The organism is Streptomyces poriticola, from assembly GCF_036689765.1.
In the GTDB taxonomy this organism is placed as follows: domain Bacteria; phylum Actinomycetota; class Actinomycetes; order Streptomycetales; family Streptomycetaceae; genus Streptomyces; species Streptomyces poriticola.
Genome location: NZ_JBAGKH010000004.1, coordinates 23,307 through 49,488, shown reverse-complemented (window position 1 = coordinate 49,488; position 26,182 = coordinate 23,307). Strand labels below are relative to the sequence as shown.

The 26,182-nt window shown below is 71.0% G+C and carries 23 protein-coding genes and 1 pseudogene; 13 read left to right on the top strand and 11 right to left on the bottom strand.

What is annotated here, in order from left to right:
- Positions 1 to 8: 8 nt before the first annotated feature.
- On the bottom strand, positions 9 to 776 hold the full coding sequence (locus V5O46_RS07840; RefSeq protein ID WP_332883739.1) for a response regulator transcription factor: 768 nt from the start codon (positions 774 to 776) through the stop codon (positions 9 to 11).
- Between the two features lie 214 nt (positions 777 to 990).
- On the opposite strand from V5O46_RS07840, the gene V5O46_RS07835 reads away from it, so the two are divergent.
- On the top strand, positions 991 to 1,521 hold the full coding sequence (locus tag V5O46_RS07835; protein WP_332883738.1) for an ATP-binding protein: 531 nt from the start codon (positions 991 to 993) through the stop codon (positions 1,519 to 1,521).
- Between the two features lie 266 nt (positions 1,522 to 1,787).
- On the opposite strand, the gene V5O46_RS07830 is transcribed toward V5O46_RS07835, so the two are convergent.
- Positions 1,788 to 2,912 carry an FUSC family protein gene (locus V5O46_RS07830; RefSeq protein ID WP_332883737.1) on the bottom strand — a complete coding sequence of 375 codons (1,125 nt, stop codon included), beginning with the start codon at positions 2,910 to 2,912 and terminating at the stop codon, positions 1,788 to 1,790.
- A 995-nt stretch (positions 2,913 to 3,907) separates the two neighbouring features.
- On the opposite strand from V5O46_RS07830, the gene V5O46_RS07825 reads away from it, so the two are divergent.
- Positions 3,908 to 4,996, top strand: a complete 1,089-nt coding sequence (locus tag V5O46_RS07825; RefSeq protein WP_332883736.1) for an aldose 1-epimerase family protein — start codon at positions 3,908 to 3,910, stop codon at positions 4,994 to 4,996.
- A gap of 26 nt (positions 4,997 to 5,022) precedes the next feature.
- Complete coding sequence (locus tag V5O46_RS07820) at positions 5,023 to 5,937, top strand: cyclase family protein (RefSeq protein WP_332884119.1); 915 nt, start codon at positions 5,023 to 5,025, stop codon at positions 5,935 to 5,937.
- 41 nt (positions 5,938 to 5,978) lie between these two features.
- Here the strand turns inward: V5O46_RS07820 and V5O46_RS07815 are convergent, their stop codons facing one another.
- Positions 5,979 to 6,161 (bottom strand): hypothetical protein, encoded by a 183-nt coding sequence (locus V5O46_RS07815; protein WP_332883735.1) that lies wholly within the window; start codon positions 6,159 to 6,161, stop codon positions 5,979 to 5,981.
- A gap of 166 nt (positions 6,162 to 6,327) precedes the next feature.
- Here V5O46_RS07815 and V5O46_RS07810 point away from each other — a divergent pair, with 166 nt between their 5' ends.
- From V5O46_RS07810 to V5O46_RS07785, 6 genes are all read left to right on the top strand, one after another.
- On the top strand, positions 6,328 to 6,489 hold the full coding sequence (locus tag V5O46_RS07810; protein WP_332883734.1) for a hypothetical protein: 162 nt from the start codon (positions 6,328 to 6,330) through the stop codon (positions 6,487 to 6,489).
- 212 nt (positions 6,490 to 6,701) lie between these two features.
- Positions 6,702 to 8,282, top strand: coding sequence for a GMC family oxidoreductase (locus V5O46_RS07805; protein ID WP_332883733.1), 1,581 nt, complete (start codon positions 6,702 to 6,704; stop codon positions 8,280 to 8,282).
- Positions 8,283 to 8,512: 230 nt separating this feature from the next.
- On the top strand, positions 8,513 to 9,307 hold the full coding sequence (locus V5O46_RS07800; RefSeq protein ID WP_408648951.1) for an SDR family oxidoreductase: 795 nt from the start codon (positions 8,513 to 8,515) through the stop codon (positions 9,305 to 9,307).
- A 43-nt stretch (positions 9,308 to 9,350) separates the two neighbouring features.
- Positions 9,351 to 10,826, top strand: a complete 1,476-nt coding sequence (locus tag V5O46_RS07795) for a cytochrome ubiquinol oxidase subunit I (protein WP_332883731.1) — start codon at positions 9,351 to 9,353, stop codon at positions 10,824 to 10,826.
- Entirely contained in the window at positions 10,823 to 11,863 is a 1,041-nt protein-coding gene (locus tag V5O46_RS07790) for a cytochrome d ubiquinol oxidase subunit II (RefSeq protein WP_332883730.1), read from the top strand. Before V5O46_RS07795 ends, V5O46_RS07790 begins: the two co-directional genes overlap by 4 nt.
- Positions 11,864 to 11,905: 42 nt before the next feature.
- Positions 11,906 to 13,687, top strand: coding sequence for a cation:proton antiporter (locus V5O46_RS07785; protein ID WP_332883729.1), 1,782 nt, complete (start codon positions 11,906 to 11,908; stop codon positions 13,685 to 13,687).
- Here the strand turns inward: V5O46_RS07785 and V5O46_RS07780 are convergent.
- A pseudogene (locus V5O46_RS07780) lies at positions 13,684 to 15,543 on the bottom strand (glycoside hydrolase family 15 protein); the annotation flags it as partial. The gene V5O46_RS07785 and the pseudogene V5O46_RS07780 overlap by 4 nt on opposite strands.
- Positions 15,544 to 15,741: 198 nt before the next feature.
- Here V5O46_RS07780 and V5O46_RS07775 point away from each other — a divergent pair.
- From V5O46_RS07775 to V5O46_RS07765, 3 genes are all read left to right on the top strand, one after another.
- Positions 15,742 to 15,981 carry a hypothetical protein gene (locus V5O46_RS07775; RefSeq protein WP_332883728.1) on the top strand — a complete coding sequence of 80 codons (240 nt, stop codon included), beginning with the start codon at positions 15,742 to 15,744 and terminating at the stop codon, positions 15,979 to 15,981.
- A complete protein-coding gene (locus tag V5O46_RS07770) occupies positions 15,978 to 16,694 on the top strand; it encodes a DUF2254 family protein (RefSeq protein WP_332883727.1) in 717 nt (238 codons plus the stop codon). The genes V5O46_RS07775 and V5O46_RS07770 overlap by 4 nt, the downstream gene beginning before the upstream one ends.
- Positions 16,695 to 17,186: 492 nt before the next feature.
- Entirely contained in the window at positions 17,187 to 17,318 is a 132-nt protein-coding gene (locus tag V5O46_RS07765) for a hypothetical protein (RefSeq protein WP_332883726.1), read from the top strand.
- A gap of 361 nt (positions 17,319 to 17,679) precedes the next feature.
- On the opposite strand, the gene V5O46_RS07760 is transcribed toward V5O46_RS07765, so the two are convergent.
- From V5O46_RS07760 to V5O46_RS07750, 3 genes are read right to left on the bottom strand one after another with little or no spacing between them, the layout of a single operon-like run.
- Entirely contained in the window at positions 17,680 to 18,912 is a 1,233-nt protein-coding gene (locus tag V5O46_RS07760; RefSeq protein ID WP_332883725.1) for a cytochrome P450, read from the bottom strand.
- Between the two features lie 49 nt (positions 18,913 to 18,961).
- Positions 18,962 to 20,329, bottom strand: a complete 1,368-nt coding sequence (locus tag V5O46_RS07755; RefSeq protein WP_332883724.1) for an NAD(P)/FAD-dependent oxidoreductase — start codon at positions 20,327 to 20,329, stop codon at positions 18,962 to 18,964.
- Positions 20,326 to 20,613 (bottom strand): ferredoxin, encoded by a 288-nt coding sequence (locus V5O46_RS07750; protein ID WP_332883723.1) that lies wholly within the window; start codon positions 20,611 to 20,613, stop codon positions 20,326 to 20,328. Before V5O46_RS07750 ends, V5O46_RS07755 begins: the two co-directional genes overlap by 4 nt.
- A gap of 266 nt (positions 20,614 to 20,879) precedes the next feature.
- Here V5O46_RS07750 and V5O46_RS07745 point away from each other — a divergent pair, with 266 nt between their 5' ends.
- Positions 20,880 to 21,335: a DUF4265 domain-containing protein gene (locus V5O46_RS07745; protein ID WP_332883722.1), complete on the top strand. Its 456-nt coding sequence runs from the start codon at positions 20,880 to 20,882 to the stop codon at positions 21,333 to 21,335.
- Between the two features lie 93 nt (positions 21,336 to 21,428).
- Here V5O46_RS07745 and V5O46_RS07740 read toward each other — a convergent pair whose 3' ends face one another.
- From V5O46_RS07740 to V5O46_RS07725, 4 genes are all read right to left on the bottom strand, one after another.
- Positions 21,429 to 22,040 (bottom strand): hypothetical protein, encoded by a 612-nt coding sequence (locus tag V5O46_RS07740; RefSeq protein WP_332883721.1) that lies wholly within the window; start codon positions 22,038 to 22,040, stop codon positions 21,429 to 21,431.
- A 638-nt stretch (positions 22,041 to 22,678) separates the two neighbouring features.
- A complete protein-coding gene (locus tag V5O46_RS07735; RefSeq protein ID WP_332883720.1) occupies positions 22,679 to 24,460 on the bottom strand; it encodes a hypothetical protein in 1,782 nt (593 codons plus the stop codon).
- A complete protein-coding gene (locus V5O46_RS07730) occupies positions 24,457 to 25,233 on the bottom strand; it encodes a hypothetical protein (protein WP_332883719.1) in 777 nt (258 codons plus the stop codon). The genes V5O46_RS07735 and V5O46_RS07730 overlap by 4 nt, the downstream gene beginning before the upstream one ends.
- 561 nt (positions 25,234 to 25,794) lie before the next feature.
- The gene (locus tag V5O46_RS07725; RefSeq protein ID WP_332883718.1) at positions 25,795 to 26,136 is read right to left on the bottom strand and encodes an NUDIX hydrolase; all 342 of its coding nucleotides are present in this window, start codon (positions 26,134 to 26,136) and stop codon (positions 25,795 to 25,797) included.
- Positions 26,137 to 26,182 lie beyond the last annotated feature (46 nt).

The following is a 26,182-nucleotide window of genomic DNA, read 5'->3' as shown; positions in this document are numbered from 1 at the left end:
GGGCTGTCTCAGATGTCGGCCGCCGCGGGCGGCGAGGCGGAGGCCGGGCGGCCCGGGTGTGAGGACGGCGGAACATCCGGCGCGGTGTCCGACGCCGCCTCCGGGGATGCTTCGTCGGCGGTGGTGAGGCGGTAGCCGACGCCTCGCACCGTCCGCACCACACTTCCCGCCCGCCCCAGCTTTGCCCGCAGGTTGGCCATGTGCACGTCGAGAGTGCGCGACATGCCGTCGTACGTCGTGTGCCACACCTCGACGATGATGCGGTCCCGGGGCACGGCGGCGCCGTCGGCGCGCACCAGTACGGCCAGCAGGTCGAACTCCTTGCGGGTCAGCGGCACCGGCTGTCCGTCCAGGGTGACCGTGCGCCGCAGCAGGTCGACCTCGAGGCCGTCGATGGTGACGAGCCGGTCCTCCCCGGCCCGCCGCGGCATGCTGCGCCGGAGCACCGCCTCGATACGGGCGAGCAGCTCGGCGGCGCTGAACGGCTTGACCACGTAGTCGTCGGCCCCGCTGCGCAGCCCCCGCACCCGGTCGGGCTCGGCTCCCCTGGCGGTCACCGCGATGACCGGGACGGAGCCGCGGCCACGCAGCTCCCGGCACACCTCGATACCGTCCCGGTCCGGCAGGCCCAGATCCAGCAGGACCAGGTCGACGGCGGGCGCAGCCAGCGCGTCGGCGGCGCTCGCCGCGCGCCACACCTCGTACCCGTTGCGCCGCAGCGAGCCGGTCAGTGCCTCGGCGACCCGGTTGTCGTCCTCGACGAGCAGTATGCGCACAGAGCCTCCCGGTGCCTCGCACGCCGGATCCTCAGGTCCCGCCAGGGCGTGAATACGGCGGCAGGAGGTCCGGACTGCCGAGTCGAGCGTAGAAGTGATCTCTGCCACTCGACCCTAAACCTATGTTAAGAGCACGGGCATCCCCTGTTGCCGGCGCATGACGACTGCCACGGTCGGGGTAGAGCGAAGTCCCCAGCCCCGGGAGATGGCAGAGATGAGCATGACAACGGTGCCGTCCGAGCCGCGACGGCGAACAGCGCACGAACCCGAGGCCGACAACCCGGACTCCCCGCAGGCGCGGCACACTCACGCGACTGACAACCACGCACAGCCGCATTTCCACACCCTCAGCGTCCCTGCAGAAGACCCGGCAGCCGTACCCGTAGCCCGCCGGCTACTCCTTTCGGCCGTCCGCACCTGGGAACTCCCCCTCGCGGACGAGACACTGCACGATCTTGAACTGCTGGCGGGTGAAGCCATCGCCAACGCGGTGCTCCACACCACCGGACCGTGCTCGGTGACGGTGCGCTGGACAGGGGCCCGACTGCGGGTGGAGGTCACCGACACCGCCGACCGGCTGCCCACCCGGCGCGGCCTCGAACTGCACGCCGAATGCGGCCGGGGCCTGACCCTCATCGCGGCACTGGCGGAGAGCTGGGGCAGCGCAGGAACCGCCACCGGCAAAGTGACCTGGTTCGAGGTGGCGCCCGCGGCGCCCCCCGGCCTCGACCAGTCAGCCCGATGATTCCGACGACCGCGTAGCAGAGCTCTCCCCACAGCGCGAAACGCCCGTCGACACCCGGGACACGCGGTGAACTTCCCCGGACCGGCGGCCGATCCGACGAACCGTCAGGTCTCCGCCTGCTCGGCGGCCGGCCGCCGCAGCTCTTCACGCTCCGCCGTCGTCAGCTCTCCCGGTGCCCCCTGCCCGCGGTCGATGCGGTTGCTCTTGCTTCCCACCTGGCACCACTTCCTCTGGAATCTCACGTCCCGGTCTCCAGGTGTCCGTGATCAAGGGGAAGCTTCGGTGCGCTTGGCGAGCAGGCCCGCGAGCAGCATGCTGACCAGTGCGATTCCCACGCCGCAGAAGGTCCACAGTACCCGGTAGCCCACAGCGGCATAGTCGGAAGACTGCGGGAGGTCCACAAGGATGAGCACCCCTGCGGCGATGGCCGCGCAGTACAGCGTGTAGTTCAGGAAGCGAATCGCCAGCGCGTGCATGAACAGAACGAGTGCGACCACTTCGAGTCCGCGTTCGACCGCGAACAGCTGGCGCCCGTGTTCGCCGGCGGGCACAAGGAGTAGCAGCGCGGCGGCTGCGGCGCCGATCGCCGCTCCCGCAAGCCGCTGCGCGGCGACCAGCGTGGCTTGCTCCAGGCTCGGCTTCATCGCGACCATGGCCGCGAGCGGCATCCAGGAGCCGTGGGACAGGTTCAGCCCGAACGCAAGCGCGACGGTGCCGGCCGCTACCACGGCGCGGATCACCGCGAACATGATCACGGGCGGTGTCAGCTCCCGCCGGGACGTGTCGCCGGGCAGTTCCGCGACCGGCCGGGGCAGGTCCTGGCGCCCGCGGATCAGCCAGTGGAGGAACGCCACCGCGGTCCACAGCACCGCCCCACCGATCCAGGCAAGCACCTGAGCCCAGGTGTGACTGGTGACCCGGGCGGAATCATGGAGGCTGAAGGCGAGAGCGAGGGCGCCGATGAACCACACGTTCAGCAGCAGGGCGGCAACGAATCTGCGCACGCCGAACGCGACGGCCAGGCCGGCGCCCAGTGTGACGGCGAAAGCTGCAAGCACCATCCAGCCCCAGGCCGCTGTCCCGAGGCCGAATCCCAGCGCGGTCACTCCTGCGCCGATCAGCGCGAAGACGGCGAGGTGCGACGCTCGTTGCCCGAACCGGCCTCCGGGGTCCTGCAGCCCTGCGAACAGCAGGCCGAACAGTGCACTGAGCAGATACTGCTCATGCCCGATCGCCCGGAACACGATCAGCACCCCGAGCCCGACGTCCAGCGCCACCACTCCTCGCTGCCAGTCCAGCCCGGAGGGGGAGAGCTCGAACACCTTCGACAGCCAGCCCGTGACCTTTCCCTGGGCCTTGGGCTGTCCGTCTCGTCCGTTTGCGCTGCTCATGACCGCCCCCAATCGCCTCCGCCGTTCGGTATGCCGCATTCTGCGTTGCGGCCGAGACCGCAGCGAGGCGACCCGCAGAGCCCTGCCGGGGACAACTCGTACGCGGTCACCGCGAGCCTTCGTCACAGCTCGCAAGCAGCTGCGCGGCAGCGGACCGGAGGGGACGGACTCCTCACCATGCCCCCTCACGGGACCTCCCCGCCGGTGTGGTGCGACAGGCGCTGGCGTGCGAGCGGAGCCGTCACCAGCGCGAGGAATGTCCTGAGCTGGGTGAGAGAGAACGGTGAGAGAGAACAGGGACCCCTCGCAAGGACCAGGACCTTCGCGCACGGCCCGCCGGCCCCCGCCGATCCCCGGAAGCCGTCGCGTCGTGTCCGCCGCCGGGCACGTGTCTCCGCCTGGCCGGATGCAGTGTTCGGCTCGAAGGATGAGGCCCTGCCTGTCAGCGGCACATTCGCCGGTGTTCCCGGCCATGGCCGCACGGTGGACCGAGCTCCCGGACGCCGCGGCTGATGACGGGGCACCTGGATGCGCCGCCGTGGACAGGTCCCATCCGCAGCTGAGCAGCACAGCCCGGATGCGTCCTGCTGTGCCGGGAAGGTGTCGGCTGCCGACCCGACGACATGCGCGGTGTGGCACGGGGTGCTGGAATGTCGGGGAGGGCCGTTGGCCGCCCTGGTCGCGGTGCCCGCCGCCGGACGGTGACGGCGGGGCGGGGGCGAGCCTTCGCAGCTGCTCGTCAGGAGTGGCCATGGGCGAAGATCTGTCCGGGCTCAGGGAACCGGGGGAGCCGAGGGCCCGAGGGGTTCTGACCGAAGAGGAGTTCGCGGTGCAGAAGCAGAGTTTCCTGGGCTGACACCGAAATGGGGGAGCGGGAAGGGACGACCCCATGACGAAGCCGGGCCGGCGGTCGGATCCGCGCGACGGATCCCTGCGGGACGAGGGAGCGGACCGGCCGCGGGAGCGGCCGTCCAAGGGGGCCGGTGTACTGCGCCGTGACCGGCGTCCTCGTGTCGCTGTCGGCGTTCTGGTTCCTCGTCCTGTTCCACAAGCCGGAGCAGGACGTATGGGCCGGTCTGCCGCCGTCCCTGGGCCGGACTCCACCCCCGTGGCCGCTGCTGCTCTGTGGCACTGGCCGCACCCTGCACCCCGGCCGGCCGAGCGGCCGGCCGCACCGCACCATCGAGGAGCCGCCGATGCGCCCCAGCCCTACCGGAGAGCAGCGGTCACTGAGCCACGGCGGCCACCACGAGATGGACGGTCGGCCGCTGCTGGACGGACTCACCGCCGAGGCACCCATCGGCGGCGGCCGGGGCCAAGTACTGCTCCCGTGGCCTACCCGCATCGGCGGCGGGCGCTACCCCTTCGAAGGACAGGATCACCAACTCCCGCTGAGCGAGCCCGAACGGGGCAACGCCGTCCACGGACTTCTGCGCTGGACCTCCTGGCGGCTGCTCGACCGCGCGGACGACGGCGTCCGGGTCGGCAGCACGCTCCACCCGCAGCCCGGATACCCCTTCCAGCTGGAGGCCCTGGCCGACTGCCCGCTGGGGCCCCGGGGGCTGGAGGTCGCCCCCACGGCGACCGACACCGGTGACACCGCGGCGCCGTACGGGCCAGGCCAGCACCCCTATGTGACCGTCGGTACCGCCGCCGTGGACGAGGCGGTCCCCACCGTGCCCGCGCGCCACCGGCTGGTCACCGACGAGCAGGGTCTGCCCGTCGGCAGCGAGCCCGTCGACGGCACCCCGTACGACTTCCGTACCGCACGCACCGTCGGGGACCAGCGCCTCGACACCACGTTCACCGGCCTCTACCGGGACGCCTCCGGCAGGGCTGCCGTGCGTCTCGCGCACCCCTCCGGAGAGCACGGTGTCGATGTCCTGCTCGGCGAGAGCGCCCGCTGCGTCCGGATCTACACGGGTGACACCCTCGCCGAGCCCGCGCGAAGGCGGCAGGGGCCGGCTGCGGAGGCCATGCCCTGCCCACCGGACGCCTTCCGCAGCGGCACGGATCCGACCACGCTGGAACCGGGTGGCACCCATGTGCTCCGGTGGTCCCTGCGTCCCTGGAGGTCCCCGTGACCGCCGCAGCGCCGGCCTCGCACGGCATGACCGACGAGGCGTTCCGCGACCTGTACCGGGAGCTGCGCGAGTCTGCCCCGCGCGGTCCGGAGGACCGGCGCGGCACCCTCCGCCGGCTCACGCCCGAGCGAGTGGTGGCAGCGTCCGCTGAGGTCCGCACCGGGCGCACGGTGTCCCTCGCGGCGCCGGTCGAGACGGATCCCGGCCCGGACAACCCGCATCCCGCGAGCCACCGCATGCTCACCCCGGCCGACGGGGACGCCGGCCCGGACGGACTGCACTTCGCCCTCGACCGGTTCGCGATGAACGTGCATGGCAACGCGGACAGCCACCTCGACGCACTCTGCCACGTGATCTACGACGGCGGGCTCTACAACGACGTCCCGGCGAGCAGCGTGACCCCGGAGGGCGCCGGTGCGCTGACCCTCGACACGGTGCGCGACGGCATCGTGGGGCGCGGCGTGCTGCTGGACGTCCCACGGCTGCGCGGGGTGCCGTGGTTGGAGCCCGGAGAGCATGTGACGGCCGGAGACCTGGCCGCGGCCGAGGAAGCGCAGGGCGTCCGGACCGGTCCGGGAGACCTGCTGCTGGTCCGCGTGGGGCACGGCCGCAGACGCGCCGAACTCGGGGCGTGGCAGGCGGCAGAGGCCCGGGCGGGCCTCCACCCGACAGCGGTGCGGTATCTCGCCGAGCGGCGGATCGCCGTGCTCGGCTCGGACGGCAACAACGACACCGCCCCGAGCGCGGTGCCGTCCGTCGCCTTTCCCGTGCATGTGCTGGCGATCCACGCCATGGGGATGCACCTCATGGACTACCTGCGGTTCGAGGAACTGACCGAGGCGTGCGAAGCGGCGGGCCGCTGGAGTTTCCTGTGCCTGGTCGCCCCCCTCAGACTCCAGGCGGCCACCGGCTGCCCCGTGAACCCGATCGCCGTGCTGTGACCGGTGGGCACACCGGTCACCATCCCGGCCCGACGCGCCGGCTAGGGCACGGGGCGGCCCAGGGCGCGAAGCGCCGCTCCCACGATCTCCGCCGTGCTGCCGGACGCGTCCACGGTCACGGTGGTGATCGTGATGGGCGGGTCGGCGTCCGGGAAGTCCACGGTCGGCAGCCGGCTGGCGCGACGCCGCAGCTGTCCGACGTGTCCGGACTGTCCGAGGGGCATGGTCGACGGGCCTCCTCGCAAAGGCGGGTCAGACACTGGTCCTGCCCACTATGGCGCCTCACCCGGCCGGAGCGCCGAAGGCGCGAACCGTCAGCCGGGGGTGGGCACTCAGGGGGGCACTCATTCGCCACCCCGGCCGGCGCGGCACGGCCAGGAGTCCGCTCCGATGACCTCCATCGAACCGTCTGCCACGGCGAGGGCCCTGCTGCCGTTCACGCCGGCCGATCTCGTCGGCCTTCCGCCCGCTCTCGCCCTGGTCCGTGCACAGCCGGCGCGCTACGCGGCGGGCGAGCCGCTGGCCAACGTGGTGGCGGTCGGCGCGGGCTGACGCGAGGGAACGCGCCGAGGACATGCCGGCGGACCGCCGTTGTGCGTGCCTGCGCCGCCCGGCCGTGCCCCGCGCGGGCTCCCGTGCCCTCGCGGCCCCCGGATGCCGCGCCGGCGAGCAGCGTATACGTTCGAAGAAGGGGGAGCGGCGGGGACGGCCATGAAAGGGCCCGGCCGGGCAGCCGGGACCGCAACCCGAGGACGGTGGTCGCTGTGGGCGACACCCCCCACTACGACGTCATCATCATTGGTACCGGCGCCGGCGGAGGCACGCTCGCCCACCGCCTCGCCCCCTCCGGCAAACGGATCCTCGTCCTCGAACGCGGCGGCTACCTCCCGCGCGAACGGGACAACTGGGAATCCACCGCCGTGTTCGTCAAGGGCAAGTACCGGGCCCCGGAGTTCTGGTTCGACAAGCACGGCGACACCTTCCCGCCCGAGGTCAACTACTACGTCGGCGGCAACACCAAGTTCTACGGCGCCGCCCTGTTCCGGCTGCGGCCCGAGGACTTCGGCGAACTGCGTCATCACGGCGGCGTCTCGCCCGCCTGGCCGATCCGCTACGAGGACCTGGAGCCGTACTACACCCAGGCCGAGCACCTCTACCGAGTGCACGGACGGCATGGTGAGGACCCCTGGGAGGGACCGGCCGGCGCGCAGTACGCCTACCCGCCCGTCGAACACGAGCCGCGGATCCAGCAGTTGAGTGACGACCTGGAGAAGGCGGGCCTGCACCCCTTCCATCTGCCCGTCGGCGTGAATCTGAGCCAGGACGAGAACGGGCGGGCGACCCGTTCCAGTGTCTGCATCCGCTGCAACCGCGTGGACGGATTCCCCTGCCTGGTGCGCGGCAAGTCCGATGCAGAGGTCGTGTGTGTGGAACCCGCCCTGGAACACCCCGGGGTCGAGCTGCTCACCGATGCACGGGTGATCCGGCTGGAGACCGATCCGACGGGCCGCCGTGTCAGCGGTGTCGTGGTCCGGCTCGCCGGCGACGAAGAGGCCCGGTACGCGGCGGACGTCGTGTGTGTCGCCTGCGGTGCGGTCAACACGGCAGTCCTGCTGCTCGCTTCGGCGAACGAGCACCACCCCCGAGGGCTGGCGAACAGCTCGGACGTGGTCGGCCGGTACTACATGCGGCACAACAACCTGGCACTGATGGCCGTTTCGAAGGAACCCAACGACACCCAGTTCCAGAAGACCCTTGCCCTGAACGACTGGTACCTCGGTGCGGACGACTGGGATCACCCCCTCGGGGGGATCCAGATGCTGGGCAAGTCGGACGCCGAGCAGATCCACGGAGAGGCCCCGCGCTGGGCGGGAGCCGCGATGCCGGACATGCCCTTCGAGGTCCTGGCCCATCACGCGGTCGACTTCTGGCTGTGCGGCGAGGACCTGCCGCTCCCCGACAGCCGCGTCACCCTGGACGGCGACGGCCGGATCCACCTCGCACTCGACGAGTCCAACAACGTCGAAGGACTGAAACGCCTGCGGCACAAACTCCAGCACATGCTCGGCCGCCTGGGCATGCACGAGCACCATCTGCTGCCTCGCAGCATCTACCTTCACAAGGGCATGCCGATCGGCGCCACCGCGCACCAGGCCGGTACGGTCCGCTTCGGCGACGATCCCGCCACTTCCGCCCTGGACGTGCACTGCAAGGCCCACGACCTGGACAACCTGTACGTGGTCGACACGAGCTTCTTCCCCAGCATCGGCGCGGTGAACCCGTCCCTGACCGCCATCGCCAACGCCCTGCGGGTGGGCGACCACCTCCTGGAGCGGCTGGGCTGACACTCCGGTGGCGAAGACGGCCCGTTGCCGGCTCCCCGCTGCTCCAGGGGAGCGAATCGCCTGTGCGATGCGGCCCAATCTGCGCCCGGCGCGCACGCCCGAGCAGCTCCGCGGTGGTTCCGTGTCGGTGTGGACCGCCCGTGACGCCGACCGTCGGGGGCTATGCAGCGAGGAGGCGGACAGTCGTGAACTCCACCGCGGGCGCACCCCGGGGCGTGATCCCGGCGCATCTGCTGAAGGGACAGAAGGCGCTGGTCACGGGGGCAAACTCCGGTATCGGCAAGGCGACGGCCATCGGTCTGGGCCGCGCGGGCGCGGACGTCGTCGTGAACTACGTGGCCGGCCAGGAGGCGGCCGAGAAGGTCGTCGAGGAGATCACCTCGTACGGGGTGCGGGCCGCGGCGTACGAGGCGGACGTGTCCCGGGAGGACCAGGTCGCCGCCATGACAGAGCGCATGGTCGAGGAGTTCGGGACCATCGACATCCTGGTCGCCAATGCCGGCCTGCAGCGGGACGCCGGCGTCACCGAGATGACCCTGGCACAGTGGCAGAAGGTGCTGGACGTCAACCTCACCGGCCAGTTCCTGTGCGCCCGCGAGGCCACGAAGGAGTTCCTGCGCCGCGGGGTCGTCCCCGAGGTGTCCCGTTCGGCGGGGAAGATCATCTGTATGAGCTCCGTGCACCAGCTCATCCCCTGGTCCGGCCATGTGAATTACGCGTCCTCCAAGGGCGGCGTGCAGATGATGATGGAGACCCTCGCCCAGGAGCTCGCCCCGCAGCGGATCCGGGTGAACGCGATCGCCCCGGGAGCCATCAGGACACCGATCAACCGCACCGCGTGGGAGACCCCCGAGGCCGAGCGGGACCTGCTGCGGCTGATCCCTTACGACCGCGTGGGCGAGCCCGAGGACATCGCCTATGCAGTCGTCGGCCTCGCTTCCGATCTCATGGACTACGTCGTGGGCACCACGCTGTACGTGGACGGCGGCATGACGCTCTTCCCCGGGTTCGCGACCGGCGGCTGACCGACCCGCACCCCGTTCAGTCCTCCCTCCCGCAAAGGCGCCTATGCACACCACGGTCACCCTGCTCGCGGACGTCCCTGCACAGACGCTCCCGGCCAGGTCGCTGATGGCCTTCACGCTCGCCGCGCACATCACGCTGGTGCCCCTGGGCGTGGCACTGCCGTTCATCACCCTGGTGATGCACCACCGGGGTCTGCGCCGCAACGACCCCACGGCGCTGCTGCTGGCCCGTCGCTGGTCGGCCGTCATGGCGGTGCAGTTCGCGATCGGCGTGGTGACCGGCACCGTCCTGTCCTTCGAGTTCGGCCTGCTGTGGCCGGGTCTGATGGGCCGGTGGGGTGATGTCTTCGGCATCGGTTTCGGCGTCGAGGCGTGGGCGTTCTTCCTCGAGGCGGTACTGATCGCGATCTACCTGTACGGCTGGCGCAGGCTCAAGCCCCGTACCCACTTCCTGCTCGGCCTGCCGCTACCCGCCACGGCCCTGCTCGGGGCGTTCGGGATCCTGGCCGCCAACTCCTGGATGAACACCCCGCAGGGCTTCACGCTGGACGCCGAGGGCCACCCCACCGACGTGAACATCTGGAAGGCGATCTTCACCCCGATGTTCGGCCCGCAGTACTGGCACTTCGTGGTCGCCATGCTGGTGACCGCCGGATTCGTGGTCGCGGGGGTCTATGCCGTCGGGTGGCTGCGCGGGCGGCGGGACCACTACCACCGGCTCGGCTTCGCCGTTCCCTTCACGGTCGCCGCGCTCTTCACACCCGTGCAGTTCGTGCTCGGCGACTCCATCGCCCGCTCGGTGTTCCACAAACAGCCGGTGAAGTTCGCCGCGATGGAGTATGTCTGGGAGACCGACACTCATGTGCCGGAGTACCTGTTCGGCCGGCTCCACCCGGACGGCACCGTCTCCGGTGGTATCAAGATCCCCCAACTGGACTCCATCCTCGCCGGGTTCAGCCCCGATACCCGGGTCACCGGACTGACCTCCGTCCCCGCGGACGAACGGCCGAACGCCACACAGGCCACCATCGCCCACTGGGCCTTCGACGTCATGGTCGTGATCGGCTCGCTGCTGGCACTGCTCGCGCTCTGGTACGGGTTGGTGTGGCTGCGCCGAAGGAGGCTGCCCGAGTCCAGGTGGTTCTACCGGAGCGCCGCTTGCGCCGGCGCCGCCTCCGTCGTCGCCGTCGAGTGCGGCTGGATCACCACCGAGGTGGGACGCCAGCCCTGGATCGTCTACCAGCACATGCGGGTCGCCGACGCGGTGACCACGACCGGCGCCTCCGGACTGTGGATCATGTTCGGCCTGGTCGTGACCGTGTATGTGCTGATCTTCGCCTCGTTCCTCGTCGTCCTGCTCAGGATGCGCACCCGATGGCGGCTCGCCGACGAACAGCAGGCGGCGGGACGGCCGGTGGCGGCCCCCGAGACGGACACGCCCTACGGCCCGCGCCCCGCGGTCGGGGCCGGAGGCTCCGCCGAGTCCGGCAACGGTCCGTCCAGGGACGCCCGGTCGTGATCGCCGACGTCATCGCCTTCGTGCTGCTGCTCGCGGTGGCAGCCTACGCCTGCGCGGGCGGCACCGACTACGGTGCCGGGTTCTGGGACCTGACGGCCGGAGGAGCCGAACGCGGCAAGCGGCCCAGATGGCTGATCGACCATGCGATGGCGCCGGTGTGGGAGGTCAACAACGTCTGGCTGATCTTCGTCCTCGTCATCATGTGGACCGGGTTCCCGGTGCTGTTCCAGACGGTCTTCTCCGCCATGTGGCTGCCCCTGGCGCTCGCCGCCGTGGGCCTGGTGCTGCGCGGCGCAGGCTTCGCCCTGCGCAAGCCCACCCGGCGACTCGCCGGGCGGCGCCTGTACGGGGCCGTGTTCGCCGTCTCCTCCCTGCTGACCCCGTTCTTCCTCGGCGCGGCGGTCGGCGGCGTGGCCTCGGGCCGGGTGGCGCCCGGCACACCCGCGGCAGCGGACGCCTGGTCCAACCCCACGTCCGTCGTCTTCGGTCTGCTCGCCGTGGCGACGACGGCGTTCCTGGGAGCCGTGTTCCTGGCCGCGGACGCCCGCCGCTTCGACGCTCCCGATCTCGACGGCTACTTCCGCAGGCGCGCCCTGGGCGCACTTGCCGCGGTCGTCGTGCTGTCCGTGGTCACGCTGATCGTCACGCACGGCGACGCCCCACACGTCTGGCACGGTCTCACCCACGGCGTGGGGCTGGCCCTCGTCATCTTGGCGGCGGTGGCCACGCTCGCCGCCGCCTGGCTGCTGCTGCGCACCTCCGGCACGTGGTCCCGGGTCGCGTCCGTCACGGTCGTCGCCTCCGCCGTGATCGCCTGGGGCATGGCCCAGCGCCCGTACCTGATCCCCGATTCGCTGACCGTCGCAGCGGGGGCCGGCGACTCCACCACGCTGCGCTGGCTGGGGGTGGTGACACTGGTCGCCGTGGTGCTCGTGTTCCCGGCCGTCGCCCTGCTGTACTGGCTGGACACCCACGGCGAACTCGAAACCCTCACGGACACCGATCTGCGGCGGTCGGATTCCGGCGGCGACGCCTGACCGCGGGAGACCACCCTTGGACCTGGGCATGACGGGTGAACCGTGAGCACGGACGACATCCTGCTGGGTGTCGGCCTCACCGTGACCCTGGCCGTCGGCTCCCAGATCCTTGCGCACAGGCTTAGGATCCCGGCGCTTGTCGTGCTGCTGCCCGTCGGCTTCACCGCCGGGGCGCTGACCGATGTCGTCGACCCCGACGAGCTCCTGGGTCCCGCGTTCCCGCCTCTGGTCTCCCTGGCCGTCGCCGTGATCCTCTACGACGCCGGGCTGGCACTCGACCTGCGCCACCTCAGGGGCGGCACCCGCCGGGCCGTGACCCGCCTGATCACCTTCGGCCCGCTGATCACGTGGGGTGCCACGCTTGCCCTGGTTCTGCTCCTGCTCGGCGTGCCGTTCGCAGTCGCCGCGATGGTCGGCGTCATCCTCGTCGTGTCCGGTCCGACCGTCGTCGGCCCGCTGCTCGACTACGTCCGGCCGACGGGCAGAGTGCGGCGCATCCTGATCTGGGAGGGGTCGCTCATCGACCCGGTCGGCGCCGTCACGGGCGCCCTGGTATTCCAGTGCATCCTCGCCGGAGGGTTCCAGCTCGGCCACGGCTTCCGCTTCGGGGGCTTCGTCCTCAACGTGGCGGTCGGCCTCGCCGGCGGCGCGGTCGCGACGGCGCTGCTGTGGTTCGCCCTGCGTACTCTCCGGCTGGGCGAGACTCTCGGAACACTCGCCCAGTTCGCGGTCGTCATCGCGGTCTCCGCCGGATGCGACGTGGTATTCGACGACACCGGGCTCCTCGCGGCCATCGTGGTCGGAATCGCCGTCGCCAACCTCCCCGGATTCGACCTGCCGACCCGGCGGCCGTTCCTCGAGACGCTCGTCCAGCTGATCATCGGGCTGCTGTTCGTCTCCATCTCCGCCACCGTGTCTCCCGCGTCCGTGCTGCCCGTTCTGCTGCCCTGCCTCGGGCTGGTCGCCGGGCTCGTTCTGGTGGTCCGGCCGCTGGTCGCCTGGTTCTGCACCGTCCGTACGGATCTGGCCCGCGGCGAACGCGCCTTCGTCGGCTGGATGGCACCGCGCGGCATCGTGGCGGCATCCACCGCGGCCACCTTCTCCGCGTCACTCGTGGACTCGGGCCTGGACGGAGCCGACGAGATCCTGCCGATCACCTTTCTCGTGATCGTCGGGACCGTGCTGGTCTACGCGCTCACGGCCGCACCCGTGGCCGCCGCCCTGCGCGTCGGCGGGTCCGCGCGGGCCCGGCCACTGCTCGTGGGCGGTGAACCGTGGGTGATCGACCTCGGCCGGACGCTGGGCTCCGCCGGGCTCGACGTCCTGATGTGGGCAGGACCCGAGCGGCAGCGGGAACGGATCGTACGCGCCGGACTGTCGCTCGCGCCCCGGGAACTGCTGGCCACCGTGGCGGCCCCCGAGGTACGGCTGGAGAACGTCACAGAGGTCCTCCTGCTCACCGAGGACGACGACTTCAACGCTCTGGCATCGATCATGCTGCGGGACAGCGTCGACGGTCCGGTCCACCGGATCGGCGCACCCGAGGGCACCTCCGCCACTCTCGCCTCGTACTCCGATGACGACGTCCTCTTCGGAGGGGGCCTCTCCCGCCGGGAGGTGACGGCACGTCATGCCCGAGGGGCTCGCTTCGTGGTGCTGCCGCGTACCGAAGTGATGCCGGCCGATCACGATCCGCTGTTCGTCGTCAGGGCCGACGGAAGGCTGGAACCGTCCGCGCCCGCCCGCGAGGCCACCCCGCGGGCGGGCGACGCGGTCGTCCTGCTGGGTCCCGCCGAGGCCGGAGCGGACCGGACCGGCGGCTAGGATCCGTCCGCACGCGTCTCCTTGAGCCTCGCATCCAGCGTGATCGCGGCATCGATGAGTGCCAGATGAGTGAACGCCTGCGGGAAGTTACCGAGTTGACGACCGGTCAGAGCGATCTCCTCGGAGTACAGACCGAGATGGTTGGCGTACGTCATCATCTTCTCCAGCACGAACCGGGCCTGGTCGGTCCGCCCGGCCCGGGCCAGGGCGTCGACGTACATGAACGTACACAGGGAGAAGGTTCCTTCGGAGCCTCGCAGACCGTCGGGCGACGCCGACGGGTCGTAGCGGTAGACCAGGCTGTCGGTGACCAGTTCCCGGTCCATCGCCTCCAGCGTGGAGGCCCACATCGGGTCGTCGGGGGTGATGAAGCCCACCGTCGGCATACGCAGCAGCGACGAGTCGAGCACATCGCTGCCGTAGTGCTGGACGAAGGCCCGGCGCCCGGAATCCCAGCCCTTGGCGAGCACCTGCTGGTAGATCCCGTCCCGCGCGCTGCTCCAGCGGCCGGTCGCCGCCGGGCGGCCACTGGCGGCCGCGAGCCGCAGGGCGCGGTCGAAGGCGACCCACGACATCACCCGGCCGTACGTGAAGTGCTGGCGGCCGCCCCGCGTCTCCCACAGGCCCTCCCCGGCCTGGTCCCAGTGGTCGACCAGCCAGTCGAGAATGGTGTGCAGCGAGTCCCAGCCCCGGTTGTCCAGCTGGATACCGCGCTGGTGGGCGAAGTAGATGCTGTCCAGTGCCTCGCCGTAGATGTCCAGCTGGAGTTGCGTGGCCGCGCCGTTGCCGACCCGTACCGGGGCCGACCGCTCGTAGCCCTCCCAGTGCTCCAGGATCTCCTCGTCAAGGCCGGAGGAGCCGTCGACCCGGTACATGATGTTCAGCGGCCCCGTGCCACCGTCGCTGCCCACGCGTTCCTTCACCCGGTCGCCCAGCCATCCGATGAACGCCGACGCCTCCTCCTTGAAGCCCAGCCCCAGCAGGGCGTACACGGAGAACGAGGCGTCCCGGATCCAGGTGAACCGGTAGTCCCAGTTGCGCTCCCCGCCGGGCTGCTCCGGCAGTCCCGCCGTCGGCGCCGCCACCAGTGCGCCGCTCGGGGCGTACGTCATCAGCTTCAGAGTGACCGCCGAGCGCTCCACCGCCTCCCGCCAGCGGCCCGAGTACCGCGACTGACCGAGCCAGGAACGCCAGAACCGCACGGTACCGTCGAAGAGCTCCTGGAACTCCGCGAGGCGGATCTCGCTCGGCGGTGTCCCGTCGGCCGACGACTCGATCACCATGCCCCGCTGCTGACCGGCGTGCAGCGCCACGTGGAAGTGCAGATCGTTGCCGCCCGGCGGTGTGGTGAGCAGCCGTTCGTCACCCGGCTCGCGCACCGCGTGCACGGTGAGGGAGATGTCGTCCGAGGCGAACACGGCCCCGTTCTCGCTCAGGTGCCGTTCGTGGGGCTTACGGCCGTAGTCGAAGCGGGGCGCGATGTCGATCTCGAAGGTCATGCTGCCGCGTACGCAGCGCAGCATGCGGACGATCCGGTGGCGGTCGGTCGCGGCCCGACCGGTCACCGGCATGAAGTCCACGACTTCACCGGCACCCTCCTCGGTCATGAACCGGGTCACGAGGACCGCTGTGTCGGGAAGGTACAACTGCTTCGTCGCGTACGTCTTCTGGACCGGCGCAACCGTGCACTGCCCGCCCTTGCCCCCGTCCAGCAGCGCGCCGAACACACTGGGGGAGTCGAAGCGCGGACAGCAGTACCAGTCGATGGTCCCGTCGGTGGTCACGAGCGCGGCGGTCTGCAGATCGCCGATGAGTCCGTGGTTCTCGATCAGCGGATAGTCGGCCATGGGGAGCCCCTTTCGGCGCTGCGCAGTCCCAGCTTAGGCAATCGGCCCCGGACCGGCCTGTCGGCCGCCCGCCCGCCCGCGCGCCTGCCGCACCGGCTCTGCGTACCCGGCGGACACGCCTTAGCGGGGGGGGAGCAGCACGGACACGCCCTGGAGGATGCCTGTGCCGTCGAGCCACGCACCGCCACGGCACCCGGTGCCCGGATCGTGCGCGCCACCAGGGTGCGGACGATGATGTCCTGGGCCACGGCGTTCCGGATCCGTGAGTACGCCAGGGCCAGCCTGTGGATCGTGCCCATGCCAGGGCTGCTTGCCGGGGTGCTCCTCGCCGAGGCCGCGCAGGCGGCGGGCGACGCCGACTGGGCGCCCGGGAACTGGCGGTACTCGGCGACCACAGCCGGCAGCGTCCTCAGCTCCGTCGTCGGTGCCATGGTCGCCCTCCGGTGACGCACATCCGCACCGAGCGCGGTGGGGCCGTCCAGGCGCTGAACGCCGCCGGGCTGACGGCCGCCGCGGTGCGTCACGACTGTGTCCTCGTCGTGACACATCCGGTCGGGGACTTAGTTCCGCCGGGCGCCGTCCTGGTCGAGGTCCACGGCGGCCGTCCTGCGCCCGACCCGTCACAGGTGACCGGGCTGATCGCCCTCGGCACCGAGCGGGCCGTCGAGCAGGACCCGGCCTTCGCCCTGCGCGTCCTCGTCGGCATCGCGATCCGCGCGCTGTCCCCGGCCGTGAACGACCCGACCACCGCGGTGCAGGCGCTCAACCACATCGAGGCGTTCCTGCACACGCTCGGCCGGACCGTACTGCACGCACCGTACGCGATCGCCGACGAGCACGGCCTGCCTCGGCTCGTGGTGCCGGGCCGCTCCTGGGAGGAGTACCTGCAGCTCGCTGTCACCGAGATCAGGGACTACGGGGCAGATGCCACCCAGGTCTGCCGACGGCTGCGTGCCCTGCTCGAGGGGCTGCTGGACGCACTGCCCGCCGAACGCCTGCCCGCGGTGCGGGCGGAGCTCGAGCTCCTGACGGCGTCGGCGGAGCAGCGGATCGGCGACCCGGCGCGCCGCGCCACGGCACTGACCGCGGACCGGCAGGGCATCGGCGGCCACCTGATGTCGCCACCCGCCGGTCCGACGGATCCCGCCGGGCCCGGCTGACCCGGCGGCGCACGGCAGCGATCCGCCACCTCGTTCTCGAGGCCCAGGCCCCGGTGGTCGCCCGGATGCTCGGCTACCAGGACGACACCTCCGCTCGCCTTGCCGAAGAGGCCGGAGGAACCTGGCGGCACTCGGCTCCTGGTGACGACTCACGGTGACCACGCGCCCTCGCCGACTCATGAATACGCGACTCCCGATTGCGCGAGGTCGCCGGTTTCCTACCCGCCTGGGCCCAGACCACCCTCGGAACCACATCAAGGTCGTCTCCCGGCCCCAAGACGCCAAGGGCTTCGTCCTGTTGCCCAAGCACTGGGCGGTCGAACGGTCGAATTCGCGGACGATGCGAGCCAGCCGCAACGCGCGGGACCACGAGCGCCTCATGTCCTACGCCGAAGCCCAGATCGAGTGGGCCTTCATCACCCTCATGACCCGCCAGAACTCCCGACCTGCGGAAAGAAGAAGCAGCAGGCACTCAGCGCGGGCGTGGTCGCCGTGCCAGACAGCTTGGTAGGCGAGGTCGTCGACCGCCGGTGCCCGATCAGCTGGTGGATGGAGCGCACCGGCAGCGCCGAGTTCCACCAGCGGGGCGGGGCGGCGTTCATCGACCTTCACAACACTATCTGACCAGGCCTTTTGACTTACGACCTCACGGTCGCGCCCCGTCACCAACGCGGCCACCGCCCGCAGCCGCAGGGCCTCCTGCGCCTACGGCGACACATGCCGCGCGTCCCCCCCACGAGATCGCTCACGCCCGCCCAACGACCCAGAACCCGAACCGCTTCCGACCAAGACCGGAGAGCCGTGTGCGGGGAAGACTCGCCTCCAGGGTTCGGGAAGGGGCCGCCGTCGGAAACTACCGGCGCCACGGGCACCTCGTCGGCGGCCTGCTCCACTCTGTGCGGGGTGAGAATCCCCTCGGCTACTCAGCCGGGAAGCTCCATGGCGCGGGCCCCGGTGGCGGGCCCTGCGGGCGGCCCGCAGGAGGTCAGGGCCGGATCCCGTCGTGCGTGACGAGGAGATGGCGGGGGCCCCGCAGGATCGGGTTCGACCGGTACTCGGGCGGGTCCTGCACGAGCCTGGGGTTGTCAAGGCGGCGGATCAGCTCGGTCAGGGCCAGTTGCGCCTCCAGCCGCGCCAGCGGTGCGCCGAAGCAGCTGTGGATTCCGCTGCCGAATCCGAGGTGCTGGTTGTCGGGCCGCCACGGGTCGAAGCGGTCCGGGTCCCGGAAGCGCCCAGGGTCCCGGTTCCCCGATGCCAGCACGAGTGTCAGCGGCGCGCCTTCGGGGATCACGACTCCGGCGACCTCGACATCGGTCAGCGGGGTGCGCTGGGGCAGCATGTGGATCGGCGGCTCGAAGCGCAGGAGTTCCTCCACGGCCTGCGGCATCGCGGCGGGATCCGCGCGGAGCCTCTCCAGGACCCCGGGGTTGCGCAGCAGGGTGAGCATCCCGTTCGTGATCAGGTTCACCGTGGTCTCGTGGCCCGCGATGAACAGCAGGACGGAGTTGGTGACCAGCTCCATCGGTTCGATGGAGCGGTGCGAGAGGTCTTCGTTCGCGAGGCCGGAGAGCATGTCCTCCCGCGGGGCTCCGCGGCGGTCCGCCATGAGGCCGCCGATGTAACCGGCCATGTCGACTCTGGCCTGCTGCTCGGCCTGCCTGCGTGCGCCGGGGTCCTTCTCCGGCCCCGGGTCGATCGACGCCACGATCGCGTCGGCCCAGACGTGGAAGCGGGGTTCGTCCTCCGGCGGTACACCCAGCAGCCGGCAGACGACCGTCACGGGGAAGGGGTAGGCCAGGTCGTCGACGATGTCGACCCGGCTCCGGCCGGCCAGACCGTCGATCAGGCTGGTGACGATCCCGGGCAGCTCTTCCCCCAGCGTCTCCACCCGCCGGGGGCTGTCCGGGGGCCCGAAGTGGCTCATGAACAGCCGCCGTATCTCGTCGTGGTCGGGTGGGTCGAGCTTGATCAGGCCCGGTGGAACCCCCGCGGCCTCCTCACCGGTCGGTGGGTCCGCCTCCCTGCGCGTCCGGTTGCGCAGGTCCGAGCTGATCCTGGGATCGTGCAGCAGTTGCATGATCTCGCGGTAGGTGCCGACGAGGAAGTGCCCGTTCTCCTGCGGTGCCACCGGGGTGGCCCGGAGCTGCGCGTACAACGGGTAGGGGTCCGCGCGGTGGGCGTAGTCGGTGATCTGCCGGAGCAGCGTCGCGGTCGTCATGAGGCGTCTCCTTGGCCTGTCGGGCGTCGACTTCCGGTCCTGCCGCCGATCAGGCGGGCGGCCGCAGGAAGACCGTCCGCCGTTCGTCCGGCAGATGGCCGGTCACGGACACCGTGGGGCCGTGGCTGAGGATCGCCGGGTCGCGGACGTCCGACGGAAGTACTTCCGTCTTCTCCGGTCGGCCGACGGTGTCGAATGCGGGCGGGAACGGAGCCGCGGCCTCGATCAGCCCGCCGTAGAAGTCGATCCACATCGCCTGGTCGAAGGTGACCGCCGCGGTGACACGCCCCCGATAGCCGTAGAGCGCGACGAACCGCCGTTCCTCCAGGGATCCCTGGACCACGGAGATCTCGTCGGAGAACGTCGGGACTCCGACGGACTTGATGTTGACCCCGAACTGACTGGACCAGAAAGCCGGCAGCGACAGATGAGGGCGTCTGCGGGGCCCGGGACTGACCATGTTGTGGGCGGCGACCTCGGCCTGTGCCACGGCGTTGCCCCAATGCTCCAGGGCCAGCAGCTGGTACTCGTACACAGGGTGCGGGAAGCGGGCCACGTCACCGGCGACGAAGACGTCGTCGGTGACGATGCCGTTCAGGTCGAACGCCCGGCAGCCCGCGTCGCAGGCAACGCCCCGTGGTCCGGCCGCCAGTCCTGACCCGGTCAGCCACTCGGTGTTGCGCACCGCGCCGAGAGCGACCACCGCCACGTCGACGTCGAGTGCGGTGCCGTCCGACAGCCGGGCCCGGGCCAGCCGGCCCCGCCCGTCACCTTCCAGCGTCGTGACGGTCACGCCGCACCTCAGGTCCACGCCGTGATCGCGCTGCATGCCCGCGGCGACCTCCGCCAGCACGCCGCCCAGTGCCCCGACCAGCGGTGCGCTGCCGCGCTCTGCGACCACCACGTCGAGGCCCCGCTCGCGGCACACCGAGGCGATCTCCGACCCCGTGAAACCGGCACCGACGACCAGTACCCGCCGCGGTCCGGCGTCCAGCCGTTCCCGCAGAGCCCGGGCGTCGTCCAGCGTGCGCAGGGCGACCACACCGTCGAGGGACGCCTGCGCCTCGTCCGGCCAGGGCCTCGCACGGACGCCGGTGGCGATCAGCAGTCGGTCGAACGGGAGGTCCGCACCGTCGGACAGTCTCACCAGCCGTTCGTCCAGGTCCAGCCCGGTGGCACCGACTCCCAGCCGCCAGTCGGCGTCCACCGGGCGGCGTGCGGGAAGCGCCACGTGCTCAGGGGGGACACGGCCCAGGAGCACCTGTTTGGACAGCGGCGGCCGGTCGTAGGGTTCGTGTCGTTCCTCGCCGACGACGGTGAGGGCACCTGCGAATCCGTCCTCGCGCAGTGTCTCCGCCGCACGCAGACCGGCCAGCGACGCCCCCACGACGACGATCCGGCCGTCACGCCCGGTCACGGCCGGCCCCGTTCGGTTGGACGTCCGGGGTTGTGCCCCGGGTTCGAGTCCGGGTTCGAGTCCGCGTCCGGATCGGAGTCCAGGGCGGCCACCGGGCCATCCTGGATCAGGATGGCCCGCACGGGGCAGGCCGCCGCCGCCCTGAGCACCTCTTCTCGGCGGTATTCGTCGGGGACCGCGTCGTACAGCAGGGCCTCCTCACCGTGGAGGGTGAACACCTCCGGGGCGAGGAATGCGCATTGTGCGTAGCCCTGGCAGCGGTTGAGATCGACCACGAGTCTCATGGGGCCTGCCTTTCGCACCCGGGAGCCGTCGGCACCTGAGGCACCGGGACCACGCCCGAGTTCTCGCATCCATCAGGGGTTCCCCGCCTCGCTTCCCACGAAGGCCAGGGCCCCACGTTCGTCCTCACACAGGCAGTACTTCCACAACTACTACAGCCCGTGCAGGCCCGCAGGTCGTGGCGTCCCGGCCGGCCGCCGGGGAGCGTCGGCGGTCACGCATTTCCCCAGAATCTGCATGATCAGCGCCATCTGGCCAGACCTTCCGCATGGAGGTGGACGGGGACGGCCGGCCGCCGGCGAGCGTCGAGAGCCTGTGGGCACTGGACCTCGGCGACGGAACCGTGCGTCTCGACAACACTCCGTGGTTCGTGCGCGGGGTCGCGAGCGGCGACATCGTGCGCGTGGACGTCGATGACGACGGCCTGCTCCGGGCCGGGGAGACCGTTCACGCGTCGGAGAACTGCACGATCCGGTTGATCGTGCTGAAGGACGGAGGCTCGGCCGCGGCCCGACAGACCGTGCTGGAGACCTTCCACCGGTTCGGCACCACCGGTGAGGGCATCGAGCAGTTTCGGATGGTCGCGCTGGACGTCCCGCCGGAAGCGGACATCCAGCGGATCCGCAAGCTGCTGGAGCGCGGCGACGCGAAAGGCTGGTGGCACTGGGAAGAGGGATGCGTCACTGCCGCCTGGAGAGCCGGCACAGGCATCGAGGACCACTGAGCGCCACCTGGACGGCTCGGGTCGGCAACCGGACACGAGAGGGTGGGGAATCGTCTGGCGTTTGACATGGGGAATCGGCTGACCCGCGACAGGTCAGGCACCCGCTGTGGGACCGCTGCCCGTCCACGCGTTGCCGCGCGCCACCTCAAAGCTGAGCCGCCACGGCCGGTGGCCGTCGGCTTCGCAGACGGCCCACAGGCGCATCGGCGAATCCCGGTACTGCTCCCGCCATCGTTGTTCCCCGTCGGCTCCCTCGTACCAGGACGGCCGCAGGGTCGGTTCGGTGGCGAACCGGGTCTGGTCTCCCGGTTCGAGCCGGAACGCCGCCACCGTGCGGCCGAGGCCGTCCGCTCCGTCGATGCCGGGGCGGAAACGCAGCGGGCCCCAGATCATCTGTGCGCGCATCTGCCGGGTGACGCTGCCGGCCAGTTCGGGGTCGTCGGAGCGGTCACGGTCATCGCGTACCTCCAGCCGCACGCGGACCGGGCCCAGCGAGTCCGGGCCGTCGAAGCGGACCGCGATCCACGTGAATTCCCGGCGGATACGGAGCTGAGGTGTCAGATCGTTGTGCCAGCGGTCGCGCTCGATCTGCGCGACCGACGCCGCGGTGGCGTTCGCCTCCCGGGAGGCCCGCCATGCAGCGAACGCGGCGAAACCGCTGAACGCGGCCGATGCCGCGGCGATGCTCGTATCCGCTATCCCCATGCGCCGCGACTGTAGCCCAACGCCCGCGCCGGGCGGCCCACCGGCCCACACCTTCCGGTCGGGGCCGGTTGATCACCCCGTACTCGCGGGCGAACCGGTCGGCCTCGCTGTGCCGACCCGGTGAGTCCGTGCAGCCCCGGCGCCGTACGGCACCGACTCCATCTGCGCGGGCGTCAGATGCAGCAGCCACCGGCGGCCCGCCCGGTCGCGGCGCGCGGCCCGGGGCGTCGCAGAAGAGGCGGTGGATCACCAGCTCGATCCGTACCCGGCGACCCCCGACCGTGCCGTCGGCGAGCCGACGCTGATACCCGCTGTGCCGCCGACGGGACGGCGTTCCACGCTCCGGGCACGGCACCGGCTTCGTCGGGGTTGGACTCACCGCAATCCGTAACAGACACACAGGCCGAGTGTCGCCGTCGGCATGACGGAGCGTCACCAGCGAACAGAAGCACATACCCGCTTCACGGAAATCTTGGCAGAGCCGTATCTACTGGCCGCCCACCACCGCCACGGTCTGCGCCCTGCTGTGCTGACCGGCCCCGGTTCGTTCCCGTCTCCGTCCCGGTGCCCGCCCGGCGAGCGAGCTCCGGGACGGCAGCACGCTGCGGCTGCCGTGCGTCCGGTGGGTGAGGGCGGGGTCAGCCCAGCTCCTCCGAGCTGTCCTGGTGGTCGGCTTCGGGGCGGGTCAGTGTTCCCGTGAAGCCGCCGTCCCCGGACCACTGGAGCCGGCCGTCGGCTTCCAGCTGGATTTCGAAGGTGGTCGGGCAGTAGGGGCGGCGGTCGCTGAGCATCGTCTCCGGCCAGAAGGACGGTGAGGGGACACCGAACGTCAGGGCTCCGTCTCCGGGTCGGGTCGGCTTCCCGAGGTCGGCGGTACAGGTGGCCAGGTTCCCGACGACGATCTTCCCGGTCAGCGAGTCGGGAGTGACCGGGCCCCGGCCCGGTACGGGGGTGATGGTCAGGGAGACGCCGCGTTCCTGGGAGCCGTCGGGGTTGCTGACGGTTCCCCGCCAGGTGCCGAGCAGGGCGACCGGGTCACTGGCCGGGGTCGCCTGGGGTGTGGCTGTGGCGGAGTCGGGCGTGGGTGAGGCGTCCGGCGCGGTGGTGTCGGCGCGGACCGCGAAGTCCACGAAGAGCCCCTTGACGGTGGCGCTCCTGGTGCCGTGGACGGCGAGGACCACCGTGCGGCCGTTGACGGTGGCGGCGGAGCTCAGCAGTCCCTCGTCGGCGAAGGTAGGGAGCCGTTGGGAGGACCACTCCTGACCGTCCTTCGACTCCCAGATTGTCGGATGGGATTTGCTGAGGACGATGACCTTGCCCAGTGCCAGGAAGGAGCCGTCGGTGTGGACGATGCGGTCGACCATCGCCGATTTGGGCAGGGCCGGCGGGTCTACCGGGATCGGGTTGGCGGGGGACCAGCTCACGCCGCCGTCGAGTGAACGCGCGACGACCAGCCGGACGTTGTCTGAGGTGCCCTCTCCCGGTCCGGTGTCACCACCCGGTGAGGCCCCACCACTTGGTGCTCCCGAGGCGTCACCCAGGTCCGCGACACCCGCCGCCACCAGGGTCTCACCACTCCTGGCCACCCCAGAGGTCATGTAGAGGAGCTGTGGACGGATTCGGGGGCTCACCTCGCTCACCTCACCCTGCTTGTCAATGGTGAGGATCGCCGGCCGGGTAGCGGGTTCGGCCCCCGCCTCGCCTGCGTCGCCCGGGGAGCTGTCGGAGCAGTGGCCGTAGGCGACGAGGCCTGGCCCGCCCGGGCCGGCGTCGTACCGGTAGGAGCAGCGTTCGCCGCCCCGGAGAGGAAACTCCTCCCACTCCGAACTGTCGGGTGTCAGGCGCCACATGGTGCTTCCGCCGAGGTGCGAGTAGACGTTGACGCCGTCGGAATACAGGGTGGGCAGGGAGAAGAGCGAACCATCGTGCGGGGGAACGCTGACGCGTTGCCAGTTCTTCCCGTCCGGAGAGCGCCAGGCGGTGGACCCCAGCATCCGACGGAGGTCCTGGGTGCTGGTGCGCGCGCCCACGGCGAAGAACCCTCCGCCCCAGCGGGTCAGTCCGGAGACCTCGGAGTACTCGCCCGGGGCGCGACTGTGGGAGGCGAGATCGCCGGTCTGCCAGTGCAGCCCGTCGGTGGTGTACCAGGCGTCCAGGTCCAGGCTGGCGTCACCCTCGTCGAGGGCGTTTCCGACGGCCACCATGGTCTGCCCGTCGCTGCTCAGGAACTGCGGGTGGAACCGGGCGCCCTCGGCGGGCACCTCGTCCACCGGGAGGTAGGTCCACCGACGTGCGGTGGGTTCCTCGTCTCCGCCCCGCCGGTCGCAGGCGTAGAGAGATGCCGCGAGGGCGGCCACCAGGAGGACCACGGCGACGCCGATCACCAGTGGGGTCCTTCGCGTGCTCGGCGTGGTGGTCACCGCTTCGCCTCCGTCAACGAGCAGGAGCTCACCGTGCGGGTGGCCGTGTCGAGGAGCTTCCGGCCGCCGCCCACGGTCTCTATGTCGTAGATCGGGACGCCGCGGACACCGCCCACCGAGCGGAACGGCCCTTCGCGGTGCGTCCGGCGTTCGCCGTTCTCGGTGTAGGTGACGTCGAGAACCCATTCGTAGTACGCCGAGCAGCTGTGCACGGCGAAACTGGCGTAGAGCGGCTTCTCCTTGCTCACGGTGGTGCCGGTCAGCAGGGACCCGCCGGGGGCGTCGAGCCGTAGCTCCTCGCCGTTGACCACGGTCACCATCCGCTTTCGGTCGAGGTCGAACACCAGTGATCGAACGGTGCTGGTGGCACTGCTTTCGCCACCACCGGGGCCGCCGCATCCGTTCCGCTTGTGGAGCACCCAGTCGAGGGAGACGTGCTTCTGCCGGCTGAGGATCCGCGGCCGCGCCGAGTCGATGTGGATGGGGTCGCCACCGGTGGTGGTGAAGGCGAGTGTGAGGGTGCCGACCTCCCAGGAGGCGGCGCCGTCGGCCGCGGCGATGTCGCGGGGGTCCTGCCCGAACTCGTCCAGATCGAGGTCGTGGACCGGAAGGCCTCCAGCGGGCATGGCGACCGCGGCCTGCGTTCCGCACCCTTCGGCTTCTGCCGGCCAGGCCGCGTGCACCACCAGTTTGTGGTCCTCCTCGAACAGGCCGCCGAGGAAGGACGTGAGACGCGGCACCACGTCCTGCGCCACCAGTAGGAAGATCGCCACGGCGAGGCTGGTGAGTGCTCCCGCGGGCCCCAGCCACCGGTCACGCCAGTTCGCCGGTGGGTGGTCTCGTCGGTTTGACTGCTGTCTACGACGGTATCCGTGCACGCCGAGTCGTTCCCCCCGTGGGTTCCTGGCCAGCATCAGAGATCAATTACCCTGTGTGGTGGGGTAATTGTATTGGGTGACGGCGTGCGGTGTACTCGATTGCCGTGAGCACCCGCCCACGGCGTTCCTGGTGCACCGGTGCCCCGGGAATCGGACCTGGCCGTGCCGCGCAACTATCAAGCCACACTGGCCAGGCTGTGGCTTCGTGAGCCGCACCACGGGACCAGGCCACTGCCGGACGGGCACGAAGTGGTGGAGCGAACCCACCAGGCCACTCGCAGCATGGCAGGGCCGATGACCAGACCCGCTTCCTCCCACGCCTCGCGGAGGAGACTCGCGTCGCGGATTCCCGCTCGCGCCACCCGGCGAGGAAGTGCCATGTGTCCGGAGCGAACACGGAGTCGGGGTGACGCGGGCCGAGGAGCATCCCGCCTTCCTCGTCCTCGAGGCCGGCGCTCAGGCGGGAGCCGGTCGTGCATGTCTGTGAGCCAGCAGGACGCCTTCACGGAGTTCCACCGGCTCCGGGTCACCGGTCCACAGGCGCGCGTGGACATGGATGGGAACCGCGTGGCCGTCGACGCTCGCCGCCTTCTCCACGGCGTAGGGGGTCGGCCCGGTGGGCTTCAGGCCAGGGGATTCTTCGGTCGGCTCCCGGCGCATGGCTGCCTCCAGACCGCGGTCGCCGGGTTCCCGGACGCCGCCGAGCAGGGCCAGCGTCCACGGCTCCCAGATCCCGGCCCGATCGTCTCGCAGGTGAAGGAGGTAGCGGCCTGCGAAGACCGGGCCGAGTGCCGGCATCGGGCCCTCACCTCCGCGAGATCCGACGACGAGAGCCGGGTGATGG